The following is a 23,410-nucleotide window of genomic DNA, read 5'->3' as shown; positions in this document are numbered from 1 at the left end:
CACGACCGGATTTTGAACCCTTGCCGACGTGGTCCCGTTGGAGCGGTGTGCGGCGCATGGCCGAGTCGACGGCCGTCGGACCGCCCGACCGGAAGGACTCCGCCATGTGGATCTTCCAGCGCCCGTCGCCGTTCCTGCCGCTCCCCCGGGAGGAGATCCGCGCCCGCCTGCTCCCCTGGATCACCACCCGGGACATCGTCGGGTCGGCGCCCTACGGCCATCTCCGGCCGCTGGCACCGGGGTTGTGCGACGTCCTCACCCTGGACCTGGACAACGCGGCGCTGCCCCTGCCCGACGAACACCTCGGCTCCCTGGGCGAGTTGGACGACCTGCGGGACCGGGCGCTGGCCAACCTGCGGGCGCTGCCGGTGGAACGGCACACGGTGCTGCGCGGCGCGGGGAGCATCCGGTTCGACGTGGTGCGGGGCGCGTCGGTGTTCACGTCGAGCCGCGCGCTGGCCCTGGACGCCCTGATCGAGCAGGTCACCGGCGCCGAAACGGGCCCGGACGGCGCCCTGGTCGCGATGCCGGACCGGCACCAACTCGCGTTCCGGGCACTGGAGTTCCCGCGCGACACCAGCCTGGTCGGCACGCTGAACGCGCTGGCCGCCCACGCCCGGTCCGCCTTCGAGGGGTCGGCGGTGCGGGTCAGCCCCGACGTCTACTGGTGGCGCGAGGGCACCCTCACCCGGCTGGTCCACCACGACGCGGGCCGCCCGGAGTTCACGGAGGACGGAGCCTTCGAGAAACTGGTGAGGCGACTGGCGGAGACCACGGAACACAACGCACGGACGTACTAGGCGAGTTCACACTCTCGCGACATACACGTGAGCCGGTCCCCACCGCCGTGGGGACCGGCTCACGCACGTCAACTCACCTGCGGTCAGCTGGCATCGTGGTAGGTGCGCCCGCTGTTGTTGGCGTTCGCCCCGTCGTAGAGACCGGTCGGGCTGGTCTGCGTGTTGAGGGCGAACCAGGCGTACTTCTCGACGTAGTCGAGGCTGTCCAGCATGTGCGTGGACGCCTTGATGAAGTCGGTCTGCTCCTGCTCGCTGGGGTAGCGCGGGGTCGACTGCGAGAAGTCGATCAGCGCGTACTCGGTCAGCCAGATCGGCTTGTGGTACTTGTCGTGCACGGCCTGGATGTAGCTGCGCAGCTGCTCGGTGGCGCCGGGACCGAAGTCACCGCCGTACCAGTGCAACGGGATGAAGTCGACCTTGAGACCCCGGTCGCTCGCGCCCTTCATGAACCGGTCGAGCCAGCCGCCGTCCTGGTCGGCGCCGGAGGCGACGGCGGGGGCGCCGAGCCGCAGCCCGGTCTCCTGCAACTTCGGCCACAGGTCGAGGGCCTGCTCGGGGCTCAGGTTGGCCTGGGTGCCGGAGTCGGGCTCGTTGAAGCCGAGCAGTTCGGTGCCCGAGGCCTTGGCGGCGCCGAGTTCGGCGTCGGTGACGGAGCCGGGGCCCCAGATCATCGGGACGTACTCGACGCCCTGCGGCTGGGCGACAGCGCCGGTGGAGGAGGCCCAGTTGTAGTACCAGGCGGAACCGGAGGAGGCGAGGGCCTGCGCGGCGCCGTCGACCGGGTTGAGGCCGACCCCCTTACGGGCCGAGGCGGCGACGCCGGTCGGGGCGGCGGGCTCGGACGTGGGCTGCTGGGTGACCGGCGGGGCCGCCTGGGTCTGCCCGGTGCCCTCGAAGGCGACGGTCATGCCGCTGCACTTGGTGCACTGGTACACCGTCTGGTTGCCGGGCTCGGTGTCCTGCTTGGACCAGGCGTACGCCTTGGGGCACTTGCCGGTGACGGCGTCGCTGTAGGCGGTCTTGGCGTCCCGGTTCGGGTTGACGCACACCAGCGGCTTCCCGGCGGAGTCCCGGGTCAGGTTGTCGGCGGGGCAGGCCGACAGGATGTCGGTGTTGCAGCCGGAGACGGCACATTCGCCCTGCTCGGGCGGGGTGACGTCGTTGGGGGTGATGGTGACGGGCACCGACACGGCGTTGACGTAACTGACGTCGTACCAGGGAGCCAGCGAGTCCGACGGGTCGAAGTTGAACTCGGCGAGGCTGGCGGGCTGTTCACCGGTGGTGCAGTGATCGGCGTAGGGCCCGCAGTCCCCCACGGCACAGTGGAACGTGCTGCCCTCGTCGCCGGAGCAGCCCTGCCGGGCGAAGAACGTGCCCCGCCAGTGCCCGGCGCCGGAACGCTCGGGGATCGTGACCGTCGCCGACTGCCCGGGGTCGAGCACGGGCAGCCCGGTGAGCGCGGTCGAACCGTCGGCGTTGACGGTGCTGCCGACCCAGACCTTCTCGGCGGTGTTGTTCTGCAACGTGATGGTGTGCTCACCGTCGGCACCGGCCAGCACGGAGTCGTCGGAGTTGTGGAACGAGGAGGCCGCCGCCGTCACGGCGACGACCACCAACAAGAACGCGAACAGTAGCGACCGTCTGCGCGGAAACCGCATAAAACAAGCCTCTCGGATCGAAAACCGATCATTCGAGCGGACGCCCATAACCCCGCCCGCCTCCCCACGACGTCTCCACCCCCTGGGGGGTTCACAGAAACGGGAGCCAACTCGCTCGAAAGCAAAGGCCGTTGTCGCGACCAACGAGCCCGAGCGTGCAGCCGACAGCCGAGCAGCGCGCGCAAGGGGCGCGGGGCTGCTTTCAACATGCGGCTCTGCCGCGCGGGCACGAGGGGCGTTCACGCCCTCCCATGAACCAGATCACGCCACGTCACCCCGTTCCGCGTTGCGCCTGCAACACCTGATACGAGAACATGTTCTACGTACTGTGAGCTGCGAACGCCGCGACAGGACACCACGGCACACAAGCAGCAGCGGTCACGCACAACACACTTACGGGGGTGGGTGAATGAAGTTCGACATGGGCTCGACGACCCTGTCGGTTCTCGGGAAGAGCACCGCGGGATCGAACGACGACCTGGGCACACTGATCAAGTGGCTGATCCAGGCGGCCGAGCCGCTGGAGGGCAAGTTCAACGGCGCGGGCAAGACCGCGTTCGACACCTTCAAGGCACACGCCGACGAGATCACGAACGAACTGAACGCCTCCCTCGGCGCGATCCTGGGCGGCCAGTCCGGCATGGACCACGCCTTCGGCACCGGTGACGAGGAACTGGGCGACAACGCCCACCACCACATGGGCGCCGCCAACTTCGACGCCGCCCGCTTCAGCGCACGCTGAACGGGTCCCCCGCGGCCGAACCGCCATGTCACCATCACCGTCAGCGTTTTCGAAGGGGAACCCGACCATGGGCCAGAACCAGGACCGCCACTCCTACGACACCGACGCCTCCGGCGAGGTCCAGGGCAGCCTGCAAGGCGTCATCGGCCAACTGGAACGCGTACTCACCGACCGCGACACCGCCGTCAAGGCCGCCATGGCCGACTTCACCGCCGACGGCGTCGCCGACGAATACCACGGCAAAGAAGTCCGCTGGCACCACGCCGCCGACGAAGTCCGCGAGATCATCCGCCTGGTCCGCAGCACCCTGGAACAGAACGACGGAACCGCACACTCCACACTCACCAAAGCGAAGTCGGCCGTCGACAACATCGGCTGATCCAGCGGCAGGCTCACGCCGGTCAGATGCGCCTGGCGGTACGGGACGAGGGGGATTGTTGTGGCGAGGTGGGACATCCATCCGGCCGGGGTGTACGGCGTGCTGTCCAGGACGGGTACCGCGGCGAAGAACCTGTCGGAGGCGGGTTCGGCGATTCAGGGCAACCTTGAGGAAGCGGCCTCCGCGGCCGGGACGCTGACCAGTCAGTACGGGCCGTACACCAGCACGGTCGGGCTGGTCGGTTCGGCACTGAGCCAGCTCGCACAGCACTGGGGCCGCGACCTCCTCTACATCGCCGAGCGGACCTCGAAGTCCATGGAGGGAGCGGACGAGGCCACCCGCTGCTACCTGGCCGGCTCCCTGGAACAGGCGGCGAACGCTCAGCGCGAGGCCGCCAAGGAGCCGAAGATCGACATACCCGGCACGGACGGGACGAACCAGCACCCGGAGGGCAGGTAGCGATGAGTGACGGGGCGAAGCTCATCGATCCGTCCGGGATTCCGCACTTCATCGGCGACCTGGCCACGCTCGACACCGATGTGATGCTGCTGACCGCGGACGCGGGCCAGTTCCGGGCGTCCGGCTCCGATGTGCACACCGAATTCCAGGGCCTGTCCGCGTTCTACGAGGCGCCGGAGGCGGAGCAACTGTTCGCCACCACGCTTCCGGTGCGGCAGAAGTCGGACACGTTCGCCGACGACCTGGAGAAGGTCACCGCGGCCCTGTCGGACTACAGCCTCGAAGTCCAGCCGCTGGCCGAGAAGCTGAACGCGCTCAAGGCCGACGCCACCACGTTCGTGAACTCGGTCACCGGGGACGACGACTGGCGCAAGGACCAGGACAAGGTCGACCACAACAACGACCTGTGGCACGACGTCAACCACACGGTCGCCGCCTTCCAGGCCGCCGAACGCACCGCCTACAACAAAGTCATGGCGTTGATCGGCGGAACGAACCTGACCGCCGACGACGGCTCCCACGGCAAGAACATGTACGGCTACAGCGCCGACGACCTCGACCACGCCGGGCAGACCCCCTGGGGCACAGCGGTCGAGCGTGAGTACGAGGGCTGGGCCTGGCTGGCTCACCAGTCCAAACAGGTGTGGGACGGCATCTGGCAGGACGGCGTCATCGGCACGGTCCACGGCCTGGGCACCCTGTTCGGCTCGGACGGCTGGGACGCGGCCGGCGAAGCCTGGGAGAACCTCGCCAAACTGGGCGTCGCCTCCACGCTCACCACGGCCACCATGGGCGCGTGGTGGCTGACCCCGGACGACCGACTGCCCTCCTGGCTCCGCGATTCCCGCACGGTCTACAAGCAGACGGTGAAAGGATTCGTCGCCTACGACCAGTGGAAGACCAACCCGGCCCGCGCGGCCGGCGCGTTCGGATTCAACGTCCTGACCGTGGTCGGCACCGAAGGCGTCGGCAGCGCGGTGAGCGGAGCGGGCAAGGCGGGCACCGCCGCCCGCGCCCTGTCCGTGGCCGGCAAGGTCGGCCGGGCCATCGACCCGATGACCTACATCGGCAAGGCGGGCAAGTTCGCCTTCGTCAAGGTCGGCGACACCTTCACCACCCTGAAGAACCTCCACACCGGCACCTACACGGACCTGGCGAACCTCGGCGACAGATACACCGAACATCCCACGCCCCTCGCAGAACGCCCGTCCTCCATACCGGACAACGCCGTCGCATACCTGGACGCCAAAGGCAACCCGGTCTACCTCACCTCCGACGGCCACGTCCTCAACGCCGACGGCAGCGTGCGCCAGCACGTCACTGACGCCAAGGTCGAGGTGTCAGCCACCGACCGTGAGGTCCTCGACTCCACACCGCACTCGTCGGTCCCAGGAGTCCGAGAGCCCGAACCGGCTGGAATTGGAGCACGCTCTGAACACGCAGGGACTGCCGCCGAGGCAGGGTCGCGCTCCGTCGGGCATTCGAGCAGCGGATCAGCCGCAGGGGACGCGAACGTCGGCGAGACGTCTCCGACTCGGTCGGCCCCCACCGAATCGGTCAAGCACCCACCGCCGGGTTCTGGTTCGTCAGGCACCTCTGCGGAGTTGGGTCATGGCGAGGGGCCACCGGGACCTGCCCACGGCAGCGCTGGGAGCGGCACCTCCCATGGAGGGAAACCCGGTCCTCCAGCCCACGAAGAAACTGGACACCACGCTGATGAGGGTCACGAGACGGGCGGCGACAACTCCCCGGCTGGGACGGCAGGTCACGAGAGCGGCGAGGACACATCAAGATCCTCCGCAGCCTCGGAAGGGGCGGACCCTCATGCTGGGCACCAGGAGGACCTGACGAGGCCGGCGCTGCTCCCTGCGGACGGTCCACTGACCCTGGACGCCGTGCGGAAGGCTCATGATCCCCGTGCTCGCTGGACGAACGGGGAGGAGTTCCACCGCCAGATGTACGGTGGCGGCGCAGAGCGTCACTATCCGGTAGCCACGAACCAAGACCCCAAGTACCCCGTCACGGCCAAGGGCGGGCGCAAGGTCGATGTGCCGGTAGACATGCCCGACGGGCGCACACTTGCCGTAGAGGTGAAGACATACAGGGAGTACCGCACGATCACTTTGCACGACGGGTCCAAAAAAGCCGTGAAGGGTGAAGTTCCGTTGAGTAAGCACATCAAGGAACAGATCCACAAGGACATCGCGTTGCGCCTTAAGGACCCACGATATGATCCACGTTGGTCGTTCACGCACGCGGGCCCGTCGAAGGAGTTGCGGGATTACCTCGTAGAGGCAAGGATTATCTTCCTTGAGTACGGTCCAACACCTAAGAAGTAGCAGTTCACTGGTCGACTTGAAAGGCTGATTCGAATGCAGAGCAAGACACCAGATCCGTTGGCTGCTACAGCTGAGGGCTGGGCGGAAGGTGCACACCGGAACGCGCAACGTCTTGCCTCGATGCTGGGTGTCCCCGGTGACCAGTTTGACGCGGACCCATTGGCAGTTCTTCCTGCCCTGGAAAACTATGTCTCGCGACTGCCGCTGGATGAGTTCGAGCAATCGGACTGGATCACGCTCCATACCGATCTGATCTCGTTCCTCGGCGACGTACTCGTTCGTCGACGTGGTGCGACCTGGATCAAAGCGGTAGACGCGAGTTCTCCGGCAGGTTTCCGTTACCTAGTCGAAGCCGAGGGCCTGGACGGAGATCTGCGTCGCGTCGAGCCCTATGACGTGGTGATGGAAGAGTTCCAGCACCTCCCTATCGAGATCACGCGGATGATCGCCAACGCTGAGGCAGTGCTGCATGTGACCCCTGACGTAGGCGGAAGCTGAAGCCCGGTGACGGCGAGCGTGGCACGGCACGCCAGGAAAGCGTTGCTGGATGAGACTGCCCTGCGTGACTTGTTCGAGGAGTTGGAAGACAGCATCCAGAACCTGGGAAGCTCGGCCACCGTCTAGGTCGAATTACCTTGGCGGCTCTGTAGCCCTTGGCCCTTCGGCCATCGTATGCCTGGCATACGACGCGGGCTTCCCGATCAACGTGGAGTCGGATTACCTTCAGAAACATCTCCTCGAACGTGATTGGGTAGGCGAGTTCGACGTCTGAACCATGTGTCACGCGCTCCCCGCCTCACGCCCCGCCTCGCAGGCCGGTGAGGGCGCCACGGCCCGCCAACTTGGTTGAGGGCGGGGTCAGTTCGTTCGCGCCCCGCCTGTTCCGTGGAGATACGAGGAGTTGAGTCATGTCGGCCCAGAATGACGACGGTCAGCTTCTTGAGTCGGTTCCGGTCCGGCGCAGGCGGTCGGCCAAGGTCCTTGGCCACGGAGACGCGGGGCTGCGCTTCGTCCTCGCGCGCCGGGTCGCGGGCGCCTCCCGCTCCCCGTACGAGCCGATCCGGACGGCCATCGCGGCGGAGACCGATCTCATGGGGGCCCGGGCGTGACCAAGGACGTCATCGCGCTCACCCCGAAGATGCCCGACACCCGCTCCCTCCTGGCCGGCCTGCACGCCGGTGGCCCCGAGCTGAACGTGACCGCGACGGACGACGGCGCGGTCATCCAGCTGTGCACAGCGGCGGGCCGGCCGCTGGTCTCCGTCGAGGCCCCGCTGCTCGTCCACATACCCGGCGAGGCAGAACGCCTCCTCGGCTCCTCGATGGGCGTGCCCGAGACGCCGTTCTGGTGGACCGAGGCACGGGCTTCCACGGCCGTGCCCGAGGCGGAGCCCCTCGCCGGGTCCGTGTGCGGACGCCTGACGATGCTGCTCGGCGGGACCACCTGGCCACCCGGCGCGGCCCACACCGCCCGCGTCGCCGTCCCGGACGACTCGACACTCGACGAGCGGACACCCGCGTCCCCCGGAGCGCCGGACGACGACCCCACCGGGACGACCCCCTCGGCGCTCCCCATCGTCGACGTCCTGACCGGCTCGACCGCGGTCGTCCTGGCCGACCGCCCGCTCGTCCCTCTCACCGCGTGGCTCTCGGACATCCTGCGCGCCACCGCAGGGTCGAACCGCGCACTCCACCTCGTCACACCAGCCCACGTCCGCCTCACCCTCCCGCTGCGCACCGCGCTGGCCGGCGCCCCCAACCGCTGGGTGATCCAGAACCCGGCAGGCGGCTACTACGACGGCCTGTCCGGCGCCCAACTCACCTGGCAGGACGGCACGTTCGCCCCGTCCGGCACCGCCGTGGCCGACACCTTCAGGGCAGCGACCACGCCGCCCGGGGAACGACAGCTCACCGTCTCGTTCCGCACGGTGCACGCAGCCGACAGCGACCTCGTGCTGGGCCGCGCCCTCGAAGCGGCCTGGCGACACCTCACCGGCGCACCGCCCGCCGGCTGGGGTACCGCCGAACCCGTCAACCTGCCCTGGTCTCCACGCCAGTTGACCGACCTCGCCCGCAATCGGGCTCCCGCACCCACCCATCTCATCGCCATCGGCACACCCGACCGCCCCGCCGTCGCCACCCACCGCGTCACCCGCACCACCGCCGGTGTCGCCCAGGACACGACTCTCACCCTCGGCTACGCCACCCCCGCCGAGGTCCCCCTGGACGTCCTGGAATCCCTCGCCGCCACGCTGGTCGACGAACACGCCCTGACCACGATGCTCACCACCCTGCGCCACGCCCGCGCCGACCTCACCCTGCCCGCGCGTCTGGAAGCCCCGCCCGTCCCTCTCTCCTTCACCCTCGGCCCACCCGACGTACGCGCCGTCGGCCTCACCCACGCCCGCCGCCCGCCCCTCGCCACGAAGCCACGGCAACTGGGCGCCCCTGGCCACCCGGCCCTCCATTACCCCCTCGGCGACGGAACCGACCCCGAAGCCTGGGCGGCACTCCAGAACCTCACCAGCCACCTCAAGAACCACCCGGGCGCGACCCGTTAGACGTAGCCATGAAAAAGACCCCGGCCCCGCCTGAGCAGCGGAAACCGGGGCCGACGTGCTGCCCGCTCTCGGGGCCCCCTGTCGGATTCGAACCGACGACCTTCGCTTTACAAGAGCCTGCATGATCGTGATGGATGGTGATCCGTGATCACGGTCGGTCCGGTTTTTCCTGGTCAGCGACCCGTCGGGCTCGACGGCGTGATGCCCGGTCCAGATGGCGCTGCCCCGTCCGCTCACGCATCGCTCACGCATTCGGCGGACAGGGCGCACCGACCGAGCCTGCGGCCGGGCGCAATATCGGGCCGCCTCCAGGCGAGGTCGCCTGCTATCGCGCACACCGGCGTCCCGAACCTACCCGCCCGTTTCGCGGCTGCTCTTGAACTCAGGCAGTGACTGTCTCGGCAGGCGCCCAGGGTGCCGGCCAAGTCCTGGGGGCACGGTGGCTCGTCTTCGTCATGGCCGTTCAGCGTTGCCGAAGCCGCAGCGGTGGCGCTGAGCAGGGTTCAGCTGGCTGGCTTGCCTGCGGGCTAGTCCTATGATCGATCAGGCCATGAGCGATGACATCGGGCCGTAGGGGCGCGGGCGGACGGGGGTGCAACATGGCGACACGGGCGATGCTGCGCGGGTATCTCCTGGAGGAGTCGCTTGCCTGGCTCCTGCGGGAGAGCGGATACGACTGCTCGTGAGCGAGGCTCAGGACCCGGTCGAGCTCGTGGCCAATGGCGGCACGCTGCGCGTCAAGGGCCGTGGAGCCCACCACCAGGTCGACGTCCTCGGCGAGTTCCCCTTCACCCCAGCCTTCTCCTTGCCGGTTCGCCTCTTCCTCGAAGCCAAGTTCTACCGGACGCCCTGCCGCTTGGAGGTGGTTCGTAACGCACACGGCGTGGTACACGACGTCAACGAGAACTTCGTCATGCTCCCGGGGTCCCGTCCGAGGCGGCGCTTCAAGTACTCGTACGCGCTGTTCTCCGCGAACGGCTTCACGCCTGAAGCTCAGGACTATGCCCTCGCCCATCAGATCTCGCTGGTCGACCTCTCGGGTGAGTCCTTCGAGTGGCTGCGCGCCGCTATCCGGGGCGCCGCGAGCGATCTCTACGACGCGCAGACGCAGTATCAGGTGACATCGTTCCCCGTCGCTTGGATGCGCACCGAGCTGAGGCGGGCACTTGGCACGGGCGCGGACGACGAGCTTCCCTCGGCGACGACCAGCGCACAATTCTTTCGGTCAGTTGCCAGCGCAACGCTGGCGGACTTCGCGACTGCCCTGCACCAGCAGAGCGAACGGGAGCTCCTGCTCGGATTTCCAGCCGCGCCTTTCGTCCTCCCGCTCGCCACGGAGGACAAGAAGGAGTTCCTCGCCTACGCGGACCTCCAGCCGGACCACCCCGTCAGGATCAGGCGCGTCGGGCAGGCGGAGGCAGCGGAGTGGATGCTGACGCCCAGGGACGCCCCGGACGCCTACAGACTGACCTTCAAGCTGCCCGACCACGTGGAGACGTGGATCAGCGACGTGGCCGGGAAGGAACGGCAGCGAGCTCAGATGATCAAGGAGCAGTTCCTAGGGCCTGTCGTCAAAGTGATCTTGGATTGTGGATCATGGGGTGGTGATACGTCGCCATGAACTGTCTGATGCCGAGTGGGACCTCATAGGCCCGTTGCTGCCCCGGCCTGTGCTGGGGCGGCCCCGGCTGGACGACCGCACGGTCCTCAACGGGATCGTGTGGAAGTTCCGCACCGGTGTCCCCTGGCGGGATGTGCCCGAAAGGTACGGCCCGTGGACCAGCCTCCACACCCGCTTCCGCCGCTGGGCGGCGGACGGCACGTTCGACCGAATGCTCCAGGCGGCGCAGGCGAAGGCGGACGCCGCGGGTGACATCGACTGGCTCGTGTCGGTCGACTCCGCCATCGTCCGCGCCCACCAGCACGCCGCCGGGGCCCGAAAAGGGGGCACCACAGCCCGGCCCTCGGCCGGTCCCGAGGCGGACTGACCAGCAAGATCCACCTCGCCTGCGACGCCGTCGGCCGCCCCCTCGCGTTCGTCCTGACCGGCGGGAACACCAACGACTGCACGCAGTTCACCACGATGATGGACGCCATCCGGGTGCCCCGCCTCGGTCCGGGCCGGCCTCGGACCAGGCCCGGTCACGTCATCGGCGACAAGGGCTACAGCTCGAAGGCGATCCGCACCTGGCTCCGGCGCCGCGGCATCAGGCACGCCATCCCCGAGCGGGCCGACCAGGTCCGCAACCGGGCCCGCAAGGGCAGCCTCGGCGGCCGCCCCCCAGCTTTCGACAAGGAGATCTACAAGCACCGCAACGTCGTGGAACGGTGCTTCAACCGCCTCAAGCAGTGGCGAGGCATCGCCACCCGCTACGACAAGACCGCTCAGTCCTACAAGGCAGCCGTCACCCTCGCATCGATCCTGATGTGGGCCTGACACTTTGACGACAACTCCTAGCAGCTGTCACGGTCTACAGGGTGAATGAGCAGGGAGTCAGGTCGTACCTGCTGCGCTACGAACCGAGCGACCTGCTGAACCGCTGACCCCAGGACTGCCAGGTCATCCAGTCCCAGCCGCGGCAACCACGGGAGAATAGAGGCGGCCAAGGTCGAGAAGTCGCATGCCAGGAAGTCGGATCTGCGACGGCGAAGGGCCGCCTGCCGGCAATGAGCCCGCACACGGAGATCTCCCATGGCGGGCAAAGCTACTCGCCTCAGGCTCCACTCGCGTTGGCCTGCGCACTCACACCGAGCTGCCGTCCGATCTCCGCATCTGACCGGCCGCCCTGTTCGAAATAACCGGCCCGCCGTCAGACGCCGTTGCTCCCACGCCCGATGAAAGTCCCCAGCACTCTGTCCCGTCCCCTTGAATACGGCGTAGCACCGTGAGTCGTACACCGCTCCTGATGGCACGCAACCCTCGTGGAGCCGGGCGTCGGCAAAGGATTCGGTAGCTTCAGACTATTTCGGTTTACTCGTCCGCTCCCAGGTCCTCTCGTGCTGACCTAGGATCGTCAGCGACCATGCACGCACCGTGATGGTCCGGGACGGACCGGCTACGTACACACCTTGGGGGAGGCCCCCGGATGGCTCGGGGACAGCGCATCGCCGATCGTTGCGAGGTACGCACGCCGATCGGCCATGGAGCGATGCGCGAGGTATGGGAATGCACCGACCTGCATCTGAGGCGTCTGGTCGTCCTCAATTTCATTCGTCCGGAACTCCTCGACTCCGACGACGAACGGCAGCGCATCGTCCGGCGTTTCCGGCGTGCGGCCGCCACTCTCGCCGGAGTCGACCATCCCTACGTCGCGACCCTGCACAACGCCGGTGGAAGAAAGGCGATGCAGCACTTCGTGATGCAGCTCGTCCCGGGCGTAGCAACTGTGGTGGATCTCGTGTCGGAGCACGGTCCACTCTCAGTGGACGCGACCGGCGCCGCGGGCGTGCAGATCACCGCCGGACTGTTCGCCGTGCACGCCGCACGTCTCGTGCACAGGGGATCTCAAACCGCAGAACGTCATGGTGGCACCCAACGGCACCTTGAAGATCATCGACTTCAGTCTGGTGGCCGCGCCCGGCGCCATGCCCACACGATTGACCGCCCTGTAAGAGGGCACGATGCACCGGACTCTCGGGCCCCTGAGCAAGAAGGCAGTCCCCATTCCCACGTCGACCACCGTGCCGATCTCTACTCGCCGGGCTGTCTGCAGTACTTCGTGCTGACCGAAGAGCCCCCGTTCACCGCCCCGATACCAACGCTCGTCATGCTGGCACACCGGACCAGTACGCCTCCGGCCCTCGCCTCATTCCGGCACGACGTCCCACCGGACCTCAAAGATCTGGTCCTCCGTCTCCTCGCGAAGCACCCCTGCGAGCGGGACGCCGGCGCCACCTCGGGGTACTCCCTCCTGGCCCCTCATATTCTTGCGTCCGCATCTGACGCATCGTGGGATTCCTTCCTAGAACCAGATATGTCCATGACGCGGCCATTCCGATTCCCGGCCTCTCCGCGACCACCGGCAACCCGGGTCAACGAAAGTGCGCAGGGAAGACGATGAGTGACCATCACCTGACGAGGGGCGAACTGATCGACGGCCGCTACGAGCTGGCGGAGCTGCTCGGCAGAGGTGGCATGGGCGAGGTGTGGGCGGCGTACGATCAGCGGCTGGACCGGTCTGTGGCGGTGAAACTGCTGACACCACGGACGGCTGTCTCCAAGATGCCGCGCAGGCTCGATCCGCAGGACCCCGCCGTCGTCCGCTTCACCAGAGAAGCACGACTGATGGCCAAGCTGGAGCATCCGTACGTACCGGTCATCCATGATGCGGGCACCCATCGAGCGAGTCGGCTCTATCTGGTCATGCAGCGCGTGTACGGACACACGCTGGACCGGCTGGTGGCCCGGCGCGGATCCTTTCCCGTGGAGTGGGCCGCCGCGGTGGGCGCCCAGGTGTGCTCCGTGCTGGTCCAGGCTCACGGACGCGGCTTCGTCCACCGGGATCTGACGCCCCGCAACGTGATGCTCACGGCAGACGGCACGGTACGCGTCCTCGACTTCGGTATCGCCACCGCCCTGCAACCACCGGACGGGCCACGGTTGACCGACGCGGGCATGGTGGCCGGAACTCCGGGCTTCATCTCTCCAGAGCAAGGCAAGGGGCAGGCGGCCACTCCCCTCAGTGATCTGTACGCACTGGGCTGCGTACTGTACGAGATACTGGGCGGCCGACCGCCGTTCACGGCCGACGAGCCGCTGGCCCTGGTGGTCCAGCACATCGCCGATACTCCGGTACCACTGGATCGGCTGCGCGACGACGCACCAGCCGAACTGTGCGACCTGGTCTCCCGCTTACTCGCGAAGCGGCCGGAGGACCGACCGGCGGACGCAGCCGAAGTCCGGGAGGCCCTCACACCCTGGGCCGAGCAGGCGGTGCCGAAGGCCACCCGCGCCGGAACTCCGAGGCACGGCAAAGCCACCGCGCGCCTGGCGCACGATGGCACCGGCCTTCCGAACGATCCTCCTCCGGACAAAGCACACGCACTCGTTCCGAAGCAGGCCCCGGCCCCGCTCGCAACTGCACAACCTCCCGTTCGGACAGCGCAACCGCCGTCCACCTCTAGGGCCGGGTCGCCCGCGGAGTCGGCGGACCTGCGCGAGCGCGCGCAACGCCTTGCGGCAGAGGGACGGTTGTCCCAGGCACTGGAGCTGCTGGGCAAGGATCTCAACGACGTGTTGCCCCGTTTCGGCTCCTCGCATCCGGAGGTCGTCTCCCGCCGACTGGCCATCCTCCGCTTGCAGTTCGAAGCGCAGGAACTGCAAGCGGCACGCGAGGGCTGTCTGAAGCTCGCGGAAACCCTCGAGTTGACCCGCTCCGGGCCGGACGCGGACCTCGCGGCATGCCGAGTGATGGCAGCCCGTTGCCTCGGGCGGCTCGGGCACAGCTCCGCGGCTCTCCGGGAGCTTCGCCAGGCGCTCGATCTCCAGAAGGAGGTGCTTCCCCCTCTGCATCTGGAGGTATTGGAGACCCGGCGGGACATCGCCACCCTCCTGGCGGGCTCGGGCTCGGCCAGTGAAGCCCTGGACACTCTGCACCGCCTCGCCGACGACCAACGGACCGCACTGTCTCCAGACCATCCCGCCCATGCCGAGGTGGCACGGCTGGTCAGCCGCCTAGGCAGACTGACCCGCACCCTCCACCCCCCGCAGTAGTCCGCCGACAGTCCGTCACAATCGAAGAAGAACCTCGCCGAAAGTGGAGGATGTCTGCATGCCCGGAACCACCCGTACTCCCGAAGCCTCCGCAATCGTCGCGCCGCCCAAGGAGAACGCTCTCATCCAGGTACGCGGCCAGAACTGGGTGGTGTCCGGAGTCGAAGCTGCTCCGGCCGGCGATGTCACCGTGGTGCATCTACAGTCCGTCGCCGATGGCCGCTACGGCGACACCCTCTCCGTTATATGGGAGGTCGAGCCGGGGCGTCGCGTCCTACCCGCCGGCTCCCTCCCCGACGCCTCCACCGGAGCGTTCGACCCACCGGAGCAGCTCGCAGCCTTCCTCGACGCCGTCCGCTGGTCCGCCGTCGCCTCCGCCGACGTCAAGACGCTCCAGGCTCCCTTCCGGTCCGGAGTGGCCATCGAGCCGTACCAGCTGGAGCCGGTCGCACGTGCCGTTGGCGCCCCCCGCGTCAACCTGCTGCTCGCCGACGACGTCGGTCTCGGGAAGACCGTGGAGGCCGGACTGGTCGCCGAGGAGCTGCGGCTGCGCGGCCGTGCCCACCGCATCATGGTTGTCTGCCCGGCGGGGCTCACCCTCAAGTGGCGCGACGAGATGGCCGACAAGTTCGGCCTCGACTTCACGGTGGTCGACTCAGCCTGCTGCGCCGAGCTGCGCCGCACGCACAGCAGCGCCGCCAACCCGTTCCGGGTGTTCCCGTTGACCATCGTCAGCCTTCCCTGGCTGCGCACACCCAAGGCGCAGCGGCTCATCGACGAGGTGCTGCCGCCGGGAGGGGCGACGGAGCTGCCGGGCCGCCCCGGGCGCCGAACCTTCGATCTGCTGATCCTGGACGAGGCGCACCATGTCGCCCCGAGCGCGCCCAAGCAGATCTACGCCGTCGACTCCCAGCAGACCAAGCTGATCCGGCGTCTCGCCCCGCATTTCGAGCACCGGCTCTTCCTCTCCGCAACTCCACACAACGGCTACCAGGAGTCGTACACGGCCCTGCTGGAACTGATCGACAACCAGCGCTTCTTCCGCGGCGGCGAGCCTGACAAAGCCGCCCTCGACGACACCGTCGTACGACGTCTGAAGACCTCCATCACCAACGAGGGCGGCACCCCCCGCTTCCACATCCGCGAATCGAAGGCGCTGCCCGTCGAGTACCCCGACACCGAGCGCGAGATCCACGCCCTCCTCACTCGCTACGCCGAGCTGCGCAAGAAGCGCGTCACGCCCGACCGGCGCGGCGGCCGGAAGGCCGTCGACCTTGTCACCCTGCTGCTCAAGAAGCGGCTGTTCTCCTCCCCCGCAGCCTTCGCGCACACCGTCGGCGTCCACCTCGAATCGGTACGCGCCAAGGCGAAGTCCGGCGGGCACAAGGAGGTTCCGGCCCCGGTCGAGACCCCGCTGTGGATCACACAGTACGAGGACTACGCCGCCGAGCTCGACGACGAGGAACTGGCCGAGGCCGAGCATGACGCGATCACCCGCGCCGCCACAGTCACCCCGGGAACCTCCGAGGAAGAGGCCGAGCTACTGGAGCGGATGGCCCACTGGGGCCAGGCCCACCAAGCGTCCCCCGACGCCAAGGCGAAGGAGCTCGTCAAGACCCTCAAGGCCATCTGCCTCAACGGTGGGACGTGGGGGAACGAGCGGGTCGTCGTGTTCACCGAGTACCGCGACACCCAGGACTGGCTGCTGAACCTGCTCCAGCAAGAGGGGCTCGCCCAGGAGGGCCGCGTTCTCACGCTCCACGGCGGAAAGAACGCCGAGGAGCGTGAGCAGATCCGACTGGCCTTCCAGGAACAGCCCACCAGCCCCGAGGGCACGGTCCGCATCCTCATCGCGACTGACGCCGCCAGCGAGGGGATCGACCTCCAAGATCATTGCCGGTACCTGATCAACTACGACATCCCGTTCAACCCCAACAAGCTCGAACAGCGCATCGGCCGCATCGACCGTTACGGCCAGCGCCACAACCCGCAGATCATGCACTTCGTCGGCGCCGCCTGGGACAAAGCCAGGACGGACGTGTACGAGGCCGACCTGGAGTTCCTCGCCCGTATCGCGAGGAAAGTCGCGCAGATGGAGGAGGACCTCGGCGAGGTCAACGCCGTGCTCGCTGAGAAGGTCCAGCTGCGGATGACGGGCCAGCTCAGCGACTTCGACATCGAGCACGCCCGCGCGAAGAAGATCAAGGGCCGTCCCACGGGCGGCAAGGTGGACGCCGAACAGAACGTCACCGAGCAGGTGCGGCGGCTCAGCACCCAGCTCAAGCAGACGACCGTAGAACTCGGCATCACCCCGGACCGGGTCGCCCGCGTGGTGAACACCGCGCTGAACCTGGCCCGCCAGCAGTCCCTCGTGCCGTGCCTCGACGAGAACGCGCCGTCCGAGGACGACTTCCGGCAGGGCCTTTACACCGTGCCGCCGCTTACTGGCTCCTGGGAGCGCGCCACCCGCGGCCTGCCCGACAAGCTCCGCCCCGACGTCCTGCGCCCGGTCACCTTCGACGCGCAGGCGGCCTCGGGACGCCCCGACATCGTGTTGGCCCATCTGAACCATCCGCTGGTTGCCATGTCGACGCGGCTGCTGCGCGCGGCCGTGTGGAACGCGGACAACGTCGACCTGCGCCGGATCACGGCCGTCGTCAGCGATGACCCGGCTCTGGAGACCACGTTCGTCGGCGCGTACGCCCGCTTCGTGCTGGTCGGCACGGACGGGCAGCGCCTCCACGAGGAGGTCCTGCACGCGGGCGGCTGGCTCGGCGACAACGGCTGGCAGCGTCGACTGCGCGGCGTAGAGGCGGTCGCCTCGATCCTGGACCGCGCGCTCACCGAGGGTCGCCCCGCCAAGGAGCGCCTGCTCCACCACCTCCAGCAGAGCTGGCCGAAGACGTACGAGGGCCTCACCCAGTCCGTCGACGCACGGGGCAAGGAGCGCAAGGCGTCCCTGATGGACCGGCTGGCTGAGCGTCAGGCCGACGAGGAACAGCGCATCAACGCCACCCTTGACCGTCTCCAGCGCACCCTGCGGAACCGGCTTGGCGAGACCTCCTCCGCCACGGCGACCTCCCCGACAGGCGGAATGGACACGCTCTTCGGTCTGGACGAGCTGAAGGATCCCGACGAACGCCGCCAGCTCGCCGACGACCGCAAACGCTGGCGGGCCAGGCTCGACGGCGTGGAGGACGAACGCGAGCGCGAACTCGCCGCTATCGCCGCCCGCTACCGCGACCCGCAGGACCACCTCTTCCCGGTCGCCGTCGTCTTTGTCATCCCTGCGAAGGAAGCCTACTGATGAGCCCCGCGCCCCGTTCCGGAAGCCGTCGCCCCTCCGCCGCCGCGATCCGTGCCGCGAAGGCGTCTGACGGGAAGCAGCAGCACCTGGACTGGCTGAACCTCGTCGAGGTGTCCGGCCCGTTCCTCACCCTGCCGGTTTTGCTACGCACCTGGCCACAACTGGAGGGTGTCCCCAGTGGGCGCCGCGCCGACATCCGCCTCCACCACGGCATCTGGCAGGACGACCGCAAGGGCGTCGGCCGCCTCGATTGGATCGGCTTCCAGCTGCGTACCCTGCTGGAATGGGACGACGCCCTGCATCTGCGGGAGGGCGCCGGGCAGTTCGGCGACAACGGCGAGAGCCTGACCGAGGATGACACGCTGCTGGACCGGTTCGCCGTCAGCCCGCCCGGGGCCGACACCACCATCCGCCCTGACTTCGCCCTCGTCCGCCCCGGAACCGACCCCACCGCCGAACCGGATACTGGTGGCACCGTCCAGCACGTACCGATCCTCGGCCTGGTCCTCCCGCCCGACACCGTGCCGACCCGCCGTATCAGGGACGACTCCTGGGCGGCGAGCGGAGTCGACCGGCTCGCCCATGTCCTGCGCCACCACGGCGTCGAGCTGGGCCTGGTCACCGACGGTCGCTGGTGGTCCCTGGTCTGGGCACCGCCCGGCGGCGTCACGACGAGCGCCACCTTCGACACCATTGCCTGGAACGAGGCGGCCGACCTGGTGGCGGTCCGCGCCTGGGTGTCCCTCCTCCGCCGCGGCCGGTTCTTCGGACGACCGGCGGACGAACTCCTCCCGGCGCTGCTGCGCGAGAGCCTGGACGGCCAGGAAGACGTCACCGAGGCCCTCGGCATCCAGGTCCGCCAGGCCGTCGAACTCCTGGTGGACTCCATCGGCCGCGCCGAGGCCCGGATGGTCAAGCGCGGCGGCAAGGGTCTGTCTGGCGTATCGGCGAGCGAGGTCTACCGGGGCGCCGTCGCGGTCATGATGCGCGTCGTCTTCCTCCTCTTCGCCGAAGAACGGGGCCTGCTGCCCGCCGACAACGAGCTGTACGCGGAGGCGTACTCGGCCGGCCGGCTCTACGAGACGCTGGACAAACGTCGCCGCGCGGACGGCGAGGACTCCCTGGACCACACGACCGCCGCCTGGCACCGGCTGATCGCCCTCTTCCACGCCGTACACGGCGGAGTTGACCACCCGCTGCTCACCCTGCCCGCGTACGACGGTTCGATCTTCGACCCGAATCGCTTCCCGTGGCTGGAGGCAGTCCCGGAGGGCGCGGACGGCACAGAGGACGACGCCACGCGGGCGTCCGACGGCCACACCTCCCTCCTCCCGATCGACGACCGCACCGTCCTGCACGTCCTCGACTCGGTGCAGTTCGTCGTCGTCAACAGGGAGCGGCGCCGGCTGACCTTCCGCGCCCTCGACGTCGAGCAGATCGGCTACGTGTACGAGGGCCTCCTCTCGTACGACGGCAAGCGCGCCCAGGACACCGTGCTCGGGCTCATCGGCAAGCCCGGCCTGGAACACGAGGTGAGCCTGACCGAACTGGAGGAACTGGCTGCCCTGTTCGGAGTGGGCGCACGCGCGGTCCCCGGCCAGAAGCCCAACCTCCCGGGCCTGTCGAAGAAGCTGTACGAGCACTTGAAAGATCCCAGGCCGCCGGCCGCAGCGTCGAAGATGGAGAAGTTGCTCGCCCCCGGCGACGATCAGGCGCGGGGCAAGGCCGTCCACCGCCTGCTCGCGGTCACCGAGAACGACCGTGACCTGGCCGAGCGCATCCTCCCCTTCCATGGCCTCCTCCGCGACGACCTGCGCGGCCTGCCGGTGGTGATCCCGGAGGACGGCCTGTACGTCACGGAGTCCCGCCTCCGCAAGAACACCGGCACCCACTACACACCGCGTGTCCTGGCCCAACAGGTCGCCGAGGGAGCCCTGGAACCACTCGTCTACCGTCCAGGCCCGCTCCAGACGGCGGACGACAAGCAGTGGAAGCTCATCGGCGCGGACGACATTCTGAAGCTCAAGGTCGCCGACATCGCGATGGGTTCGGCCGCCTTCCTGGTCGCCGCCTGCCGCTACCTCGCGGACCGACTGGTCGACGCCTGGGTCGAGGCAGAAGACGAGGAGGCCCTGGCCTTCCGTGGCAGCCACCGTGACCAGACCGGCGCGATGACGGCGGCGGACGCAGAGAGCGACCCGGTGATGGTCCGCGCCCGGCGCCTGATCATCGAGCACTGCCTGTACGGGGTGGACATCAACCCCATGGCCGTGGAGATGGCCAAGCTGTCGCTGTGGCTGATCTCCATGGACCCGGAACGGCCCTTTACGTTCCTGGACGACCGGTTGGTGGCGGGGGACTCGCTGCTGGGTATCGCCAACCTGGAGCAGATCGAGAGTGTGCATCTCGATCCGGCGGCGGGGCGCAAGCTGCACCGGGGAGCCTTCGAGGAAGGGTGGACCGAGCGGGCGCGCGCTCGTGTCCACGGCGCGGCAGACAACCGGCAGGCCATCGCCGGAATCCACAGCGACACCATCGCCGACCTGGATGAGAAGCGGCGCCTGCTCGCGGCCACCAACGAACACCTGCAACGCCTGCGGCTGATCGGCGACCTCACGACGGGGGCTGGTCTCGCCTCTGCGGGTGGCGGGGACTCACTGCAAAGCGCTACCTACATCCAGGCTGCGGAACTGGCTGGCATGGTCGCCTCGGAGTCGGTCCGCGACTCCGACCCAGTGATTCACGATGCGCGAAGGCGCGCCCTGGACTGGTTGAGCAAGGACCTGCCTGCGGACGGCTTCGTCCGTCTGCCCGTGCACTGGCCGCTCGTCTTCCCCGAGGTCTTCGAGGCCGAGCAGGGCGGCTTCGACGCGATCATCGGCAACCCGCCTTTCCTCGGCGGCCAGAAACTGACGGGCACTCTGGGCCAGGCGTACCGCGAGTACTTGGTGCTTGGGCTGGGGCGTGGGCAGCGTGGTAGCGCCGACCTCGTCGCGTACTTCGAACTTCGGGCCCACCAACTGCTCAGCGAGCGCGGCCAGACGGGCCTGATCGCTACCAACACTCTTGCACAGGGCGACACTCGGGAGGTCGGCCTCGACCAACTACTCGACGACGGCATCGAGGTACGCCGAGCGGTGAAGAGCGCGCGCTGGCCTTCGAGGTCTGCTGCGTTGGAGTACTGCGCTGTCTGGACCACCAGGCCGGGTTTGGCTGCTGAGGCCACTCGCGTGCTGGACGACGTCGTGGTCCGGGGTATCACTTCTTCGCTTGATCCGCGGTCTCGGGTTTCGGGGCGGCCGTACCGTCTGGTATCGGGCTGGGTGCCTGGCGAGCCTGGCGGCAAGGCAGTTGAGAGGCCATCGGCGTTCATCGGTTCGTACGTGCTGGGGAAGGGGTTCATCCTCACCCCCGAACAGGCCGAGGACCTCATCCAGCGTGACTCCCGTAACAAGGACGTCCTGTTCCCGTACCTCAACGGTGAGGACCTCAACTCCCGCCCGGACTGCTCGGCCAGCCGGTGGGTGATCAACTTCCATGACTGGAGCGAGGAACAGGCCCGGAGCTACCCGGAAGTATTCGCCATCGTCGAGAGAGACGTAAAGCCCGAACGACTCAAAAACAACAACCGCCAGCGTCGCGAGATCTGGTGGCGGTTCACTCGACCTGCAATGGATCTTTACCGCGCTATCTCTGATTTGGACCGTGTTCTGGTGGTAGCGCTCGTCAGTAGAACGGTCATGCCGGCGCGTGTGGCTAGTCAGCAGGTCCTCTCGCATAAGTTGGGAGTCTTCGCTACGGCGGAGGAGGGTGACCTTGCTCTACTTTCAAGTTCGATCCACTCGGACTGGGCTTGGCGCAACTCATCAACGATGAAAGCGGACCTAAATTACTCACCTTCTGATGTTTTCGAGACTCTTCCTTACTCTGCTCCCACAATTCGGATGAGAGTGGCGGGGGTAACCTTGGAGCGAGTACGCGCGGACCTCATGTGCGATAGGGGGATGGGCCTCACGAAACTGTACAATCTAATTCATGACCCAACAGTCAGCGACATCGATATCGTGAATTTGCGGAGAATTCATGAAGAGGTCGATGAGGCAACGGTCGAGGCGTACGGGTGGAACGACCTTGATTTGCGCCACGGATTCCACGAGACCCATCAGGGATTTCGGTATGGCATCGATATCCCCACCCGAATCGAGGTTCTCGATAGATTGCTGGAGTTGAATCATAAGCATAGTGCCTCCATGCGCATCCCCACAGGCAAGAGAGGTGGTAGCAGTAGTCGCACCCAGCGACCAAAAAGAACATATGGAGGCGTTGAGGAGTCAGTACTATTCTGACTCCTCAATCAAAACAGGAAGTTATCCCCTGCGCCTTCGATGGGTTGTGCCGCTCGCCCCCTTCCATGGGATCGGTGAGGCTGTAGCGCGACTTCGCGTTCATGTTGCACATGATTAAGCTCCAGGAGTCGATCCAGCACTTCTCTACCGAGGGCCGGATTGATCAGGAAGCGAGTTCCTTGGCGAGTTTCATGGAATCCGTGAGTCAGTTCGAGATCTGACCACCCGTGAGCATGCTTGATCGCCTCGTCGATTTCCTGGTGGCTGTTACGCAAGGCTTGGACGTCCCTGTCGCGCTCCGCCGGATCATGGAAAACCTTGTATAGACTTGTCAGCCCTAGTTGCCTATCGATCATAATCTGGCGACGCAAATAATTGAGGGCCTGTCCGGCGTCTTCCATTCGTTTCGTCATAGTAGGCTGAGGCAGTGTCTCGTACACGTCAGATGGCGTATATCGCAGATCTCCCTTGAGGCTCGATGCTCGCGCAATCGCCCAGGCGTAGTGGATCCCGCTGGAAAGTAGAGCGACATGCGCCGGACTTTCTGAGGCAAATACGCCCAAACCATGCGAGAAGATCTGCCCAGTTGGAACGGTGATCGGCATGACGGTCCGGCTCACCAGAGTTACCACCAGAACACGGTCGATTTTTCCGATGGCCTGGTACAGCTTGGGGGCTCGCTCGGCGTACTGCCACCACCTCTCACGCCGCACCTTCCGGTTGTTTTTGAGTCGTTCGGGCTTTACGTCTCTCTCGACGATGGCGAATACTTCCGGGTAGCTCCGGGCCTGTTCCTCGCTCCAGTCATGGAAGTTGATCACCCACCGGCTGGCCGAGCAGTCCGGGCGGGAGTTGAGGTCCTCACCGTTGAGGTACGGGAACAGGACGTCCTTGTTACGGGAGTCACGCTGGATGAGGTCCTCGGCCTGTTCGGGGGTGAGGATGAACCCCTTCCCCAGCACGTACGAACCGATGAACGCCGATGGCCTCTCAACTGCCTTGCCGCCAGGCTCGCCAGGCACCCAGCCCGATACCAGACGATTGCCGGTTGCCAAGAGCGCAGGTCAGGACGTTTTAGGGGCGGATCCCGCCAAACTTATCGCGCCA

The 23,410-nt window shown here is 67.2% G+C and carries 17 protein-coding genes; 13 read left to right on the top strand and 4 right to left on the bottom strand.

The features are described 5' to 3' along the window. The first annotated feature begins 56 nt into the window (after window positions 1–56). Window positions 57–800: a hypothetical protein gene (locus ACIQOU_RS29085; protein WP_401541093.1), complete on the top strand. Its 744-nt coding sequence runs from the start codon at window positions 57–59 to the stop codon at window positions 798–800. 83 nt (window positions 801–883) lie between these two features. Here ACIQOU_RS29085 and ACIQOU_RS29080 read toward each other — a convergent pair whose 3' ends face one another. Next, window positions 884–2,413: a glycosyl hydrolase gene (locus ACIQOU_RS29080; RefSeq protein ID WP_401541314.1), complete on the bottom strand. Its 1,530-nt coding sequence runs from the start codon at window positions 2,411–2,413 to the stop codon at window positions 884–886. 454 nt (window positions 2,414–2,867) lie between these two features. Between ACIQOU_RS29080 and ACIQOU_RS29075 the strand changes: the two genes are divergently transcribed. The 9 genes from ACIQOU_RS29075 (at window position 2,868) to ACIQOU_RS29035 (ending at window position 11,374) form a co-directional block, all read left to right on the top strand. Then, window positions 2,868–3,200 (top strand): hypothetical protein, encoded by a 333-nt coding sequence (locus tag ACIQOU_RS29075; RefSeq protein WP_401541091.1) that lies wholly within the window; start codon window positions 2,868–2,870, stop codon window positions 3,198–3,200. A gap of 67 nt (window positions 3,201–3,267) precedes the next feature. After that, window positions 3,268–3,579: a pore-forming ESAT-6 family protein gene (locus ACIQOU_RS29070; RefSeq protein ID WP_401541088.1), complete on the top strand. Its 312-nt coding sequence runs from the start codon at window positions 3,268–3,270 to the stop codon at window positions 3,577–3,579. 60 nt (window positions 3,580–3,639) lie between these two features. Beyond that, on the top strand, window positions 3,640–4,038 hold the full coding sequence (locus tag ACIQOU_RS29065; RefSeq protein WP_401541087.1) for a DUF6507 family protein: 399 nt from the start codon (window positions 3,640–3,642) through the stop codon (window positions 4,036–4,038). A gap of 2 nt (window positions 4,039–4,040) precedes the next feature. After that, window positions 4,041–6,377, top strand: coding sequence for a hypothetical protein (locus tag ACIQOU_RS29060; RefSeq protein ID WP_401541084.1), 2,337 nt, complete (start codon window positions 4,041–4,043; stop codon window positions 6,375–6,377). Between the two features lie 33 nt (window positions 6,378–6,410). Beyond that, window positions 6,411–6,875 carry a hypothetical protein gene (locus ACIQOU_RS29055; protein ID WP_401541081.1) on the top strand — a complete coding sequence of 155 codons (465 nt, stop codon included), beginning with the start codon at window positions 6,411–6,413 and terminating at the stop codon, window positions 6,873–6,875. Window positions 6,876–7,285: 410 nt separating this feature from the next. Further along, window positions 7,286–7,486 carry a hypothetical protein gene (locus tag ACIQOU_RS29050; RefSeq protein ID WP_401541078.1) on the top strand — a complete coding sequence of 67 codons (201 nt, stop codon included), beginning with the start codon at window positions 7,286–7,288 and terminating at the stop codon, window positions 7,484–7,486. After that, window positions 7,483–8,937, top strand: coding sequence for a DUF6177 family protein (locus ACIQOU_RS29045; RefSeq protein ID WP_401541075.1), 1,455 nt, complete (start codon window positions 7,483–7,485; stop codon window positions 8,935–8,937). Before ACIQOU_RS29050 ends, ACIQOU_RS29045 begins: the two co-directional genes overlap by 4 nt. A gap of 682 nt (window positions 8,938–9,619) precedes the next feature. Beyond that, window positions 9,620–10,558, top strand: coding sequence for a hypothetical protein (locus ACIQOU_RS29040; RefSeq protein WP_401541073.1), 939 nt, complete (start codon window positions 9,620–9,622; stop codon window positions 10,556–10,558). Then, window positions 10,545–11,374, top strand: a protein-coding gene (locus ACIQOU_RS29035; RefSeq protein WP_401541311.1) for an IS5 family transposase whose coding sequence is annotated in 2 segments (ribosomal slippage) — window positions 10,545–10,881 and window positions 10,881–11,374 — 831 coding nt in all. Because the reading frame shifts where the segments join, the coding sequence is not laid out codon by codon here. The genes ACIQOU_RS29040 and ACIQOU_RS29035 overlap by 14 nt, the downstream gene beginning before the upstream one ends. A 619-nt stretch (window positions 11,375–11,993) precedes the next feature. On the opposite strand, the gene ACIQOU_RS29030 is transcribed toward ACIQOU_RS29035, so the two are convergent. Together ACIQOU_RS29030 and ACIQOU_RS29025 are read right to left on the bottom strand one after the other, a co-directional pair. Continuing rightward, on the bottom strand, window positions 11,994–12,347 hold the full coding sequence (locus ACIQOU_RS29030) for a hypothetical protein (RefSeq protein ID WP_401541071.1): 354 nt from the start codon (window positions 12,345–12,347) through the stop codon (window positions 11,994–11,996). A 9-nt stretch (window positions 12,348–12,356) separates the two neighbouring features. Further along, window positions 12,357–12,524 carry a hypothetical protein gene (locus tag ACIQOU_RS29025; protein ID WP_401541068.1) on the bottom strand — a complete coding sequence of 56 codons (168 nt, stop codon included), beginning with the start codon at window positions 12,522–12,524 and terminating at the stop codon, window positions 12,357–12,359. A gap of 470 nt (window positions 12,525–12,994) precedes the next feature. On the opposite strand from ACIQOU_RS29025, the gene ACIQOU_RS29020 reads away from it, so the two are divergent. The 3 genes from ACIQOU_RS29020 to ACIQOU_RS29010 are packed head-to-tail and all read left to right on the top strand — an operon-like array spanning window position 12,995 to window position 22,303. After that, on the top strand, window positions 12,995–14,650 hold the full coding sequence (locus ACIQOU_RS29020; RefSeq protein WP_401541065.1) for a protein kinase: 1,656 nt from the start codon (window positions 12,995–12,997) through the stop codon (window positions 14,648–14,650). 58 nt (window positions 14,651–14,708) lie between these two features. Next, complete coding sequence (gene drmD, locus ACIQOU_RS29015) at window positions 14,709–17,957, top strand: DISARM system SNF2-like helicase DrmD (RefSeq protein ID WP_401541063.1); 3,249 nt, start codon at window positions 14,709–14,711, stop codon at window positions 17,955–17,957. Beyond that, window positions 17,957–22,303, top strand: a complete 4,347-nt coding sequence (locus ACIQOU_RS29010; RefSeq protein WP_401541060.1) for an Eco57I restriction-modification methylase domain-containing protein — start codon at window positions 17,957–17,959, stop codon at window positions 22,301–22,303. The genes drmD and ACIQOU_RS29010 overlap by 1 nt, the downstream gene beginning before the upstream one ends. Before the next feature lie 8 nt (window positions 22,304–22,311). On the opposite strand, the gene ACIQOU_RS29005 is transcribed toward ACIQOU_RS29010, so the two are convergent. After that, window positions 22,312–23,358, bottom strand: a complete 1,047-nt coding sequence (locus ACIQOU_RS29005) for a type IIL restriction-modification enzyme MmeI (protein ID WP_401541057.1) — start codon at window positions 23,356–23,358, stop codon at window positions 22,312–22,314. Window positions 23,359–23,410: the final 52 nt, after the last annotated feature.

Source organism: Streptomyces sp. NPDC091279 (assembly GCF_044757465.1).
Lineage (GTDB): Bacteria > Actinomycetota > Actinomycetes > Streptomycetales > Streptomycetaceae > Streptomyces.
The sequence above is the reverse complement of the archived record's forward strand: the minus strand, read 5'-3'. Positions and strand labels throughout refer to the sequence as shown.

Coding starts and splice junctions, on each gene's coding strand:
- ACIQOU_RS29070 (WP_401541088.1), top strand. CDS start 3,268: ATGGGCCAGAACCAGGACCGCCACTCCTACGACACCGACGCCTCCGGC.
- ACIQOU_RS29010 (WP_401541060.1), top strand. CDS start 17,957: ATGAGCCCCGCGCCCCGTTCCGGAAGCCGTCGCCCCTCCGCCGCCGCG.
- ACIQOU_RS29025 (WP_401541068.1), bottom strand. CDS start 12,524: ATGGCGCCGGGCGCGGCCACCAGACTGAAGTCGATGATCTTCAAGGTG.
- ACIQOU_RS29075 (WP_401541091.1), top strand. CDS start 2,868: ATGAAGTTCGACATGGGCTCGACGACCCTGTCGGTTCTCGGGAAGAGC.
- ACIQOU_RS29085 (WP_401541093.1), top strand. CDS start 57: ATGGCCGAGTCGACGGCCGTCGGACCGCCCGACCGGAAGGACTCCGCC.
- ACIQOU_RS29055 (WP_401541081.1), top strand. CDS start 6,411: ATGCAGAGCAAGACACCAGATCCGTTGGCTGCTACAGCTGAGGGCTGG.
- drmD (WP_401541063.1), top strand. CDS start 14,709: ATGCCCGGAACCACCCGTACTCCCGAAGCCTCCGCAATCGTCGCGCCG.
- ACIQOU_RS29060 (WP_401541084.1), top strand. CDS start 4,041: ATGAGTGACGGGGCGAAGCTCATCGATCCGTCCGGGATTCCGCACTTC.
- ACIQOU_RS29050 (WP_401541078.1), top strand. CDS start 7,286: ATGTCGGCCCAGAATGACGACGGTCAGCTTCTTGAGTCGGTTCCGGTC.
- ACIQOU_RS29020 (WP_401541065.1), top strand. CDS start 12,995: ATGAGTGACCATCACCTGACGAGGGGCGAACTGATCGACGGCCGCTAC.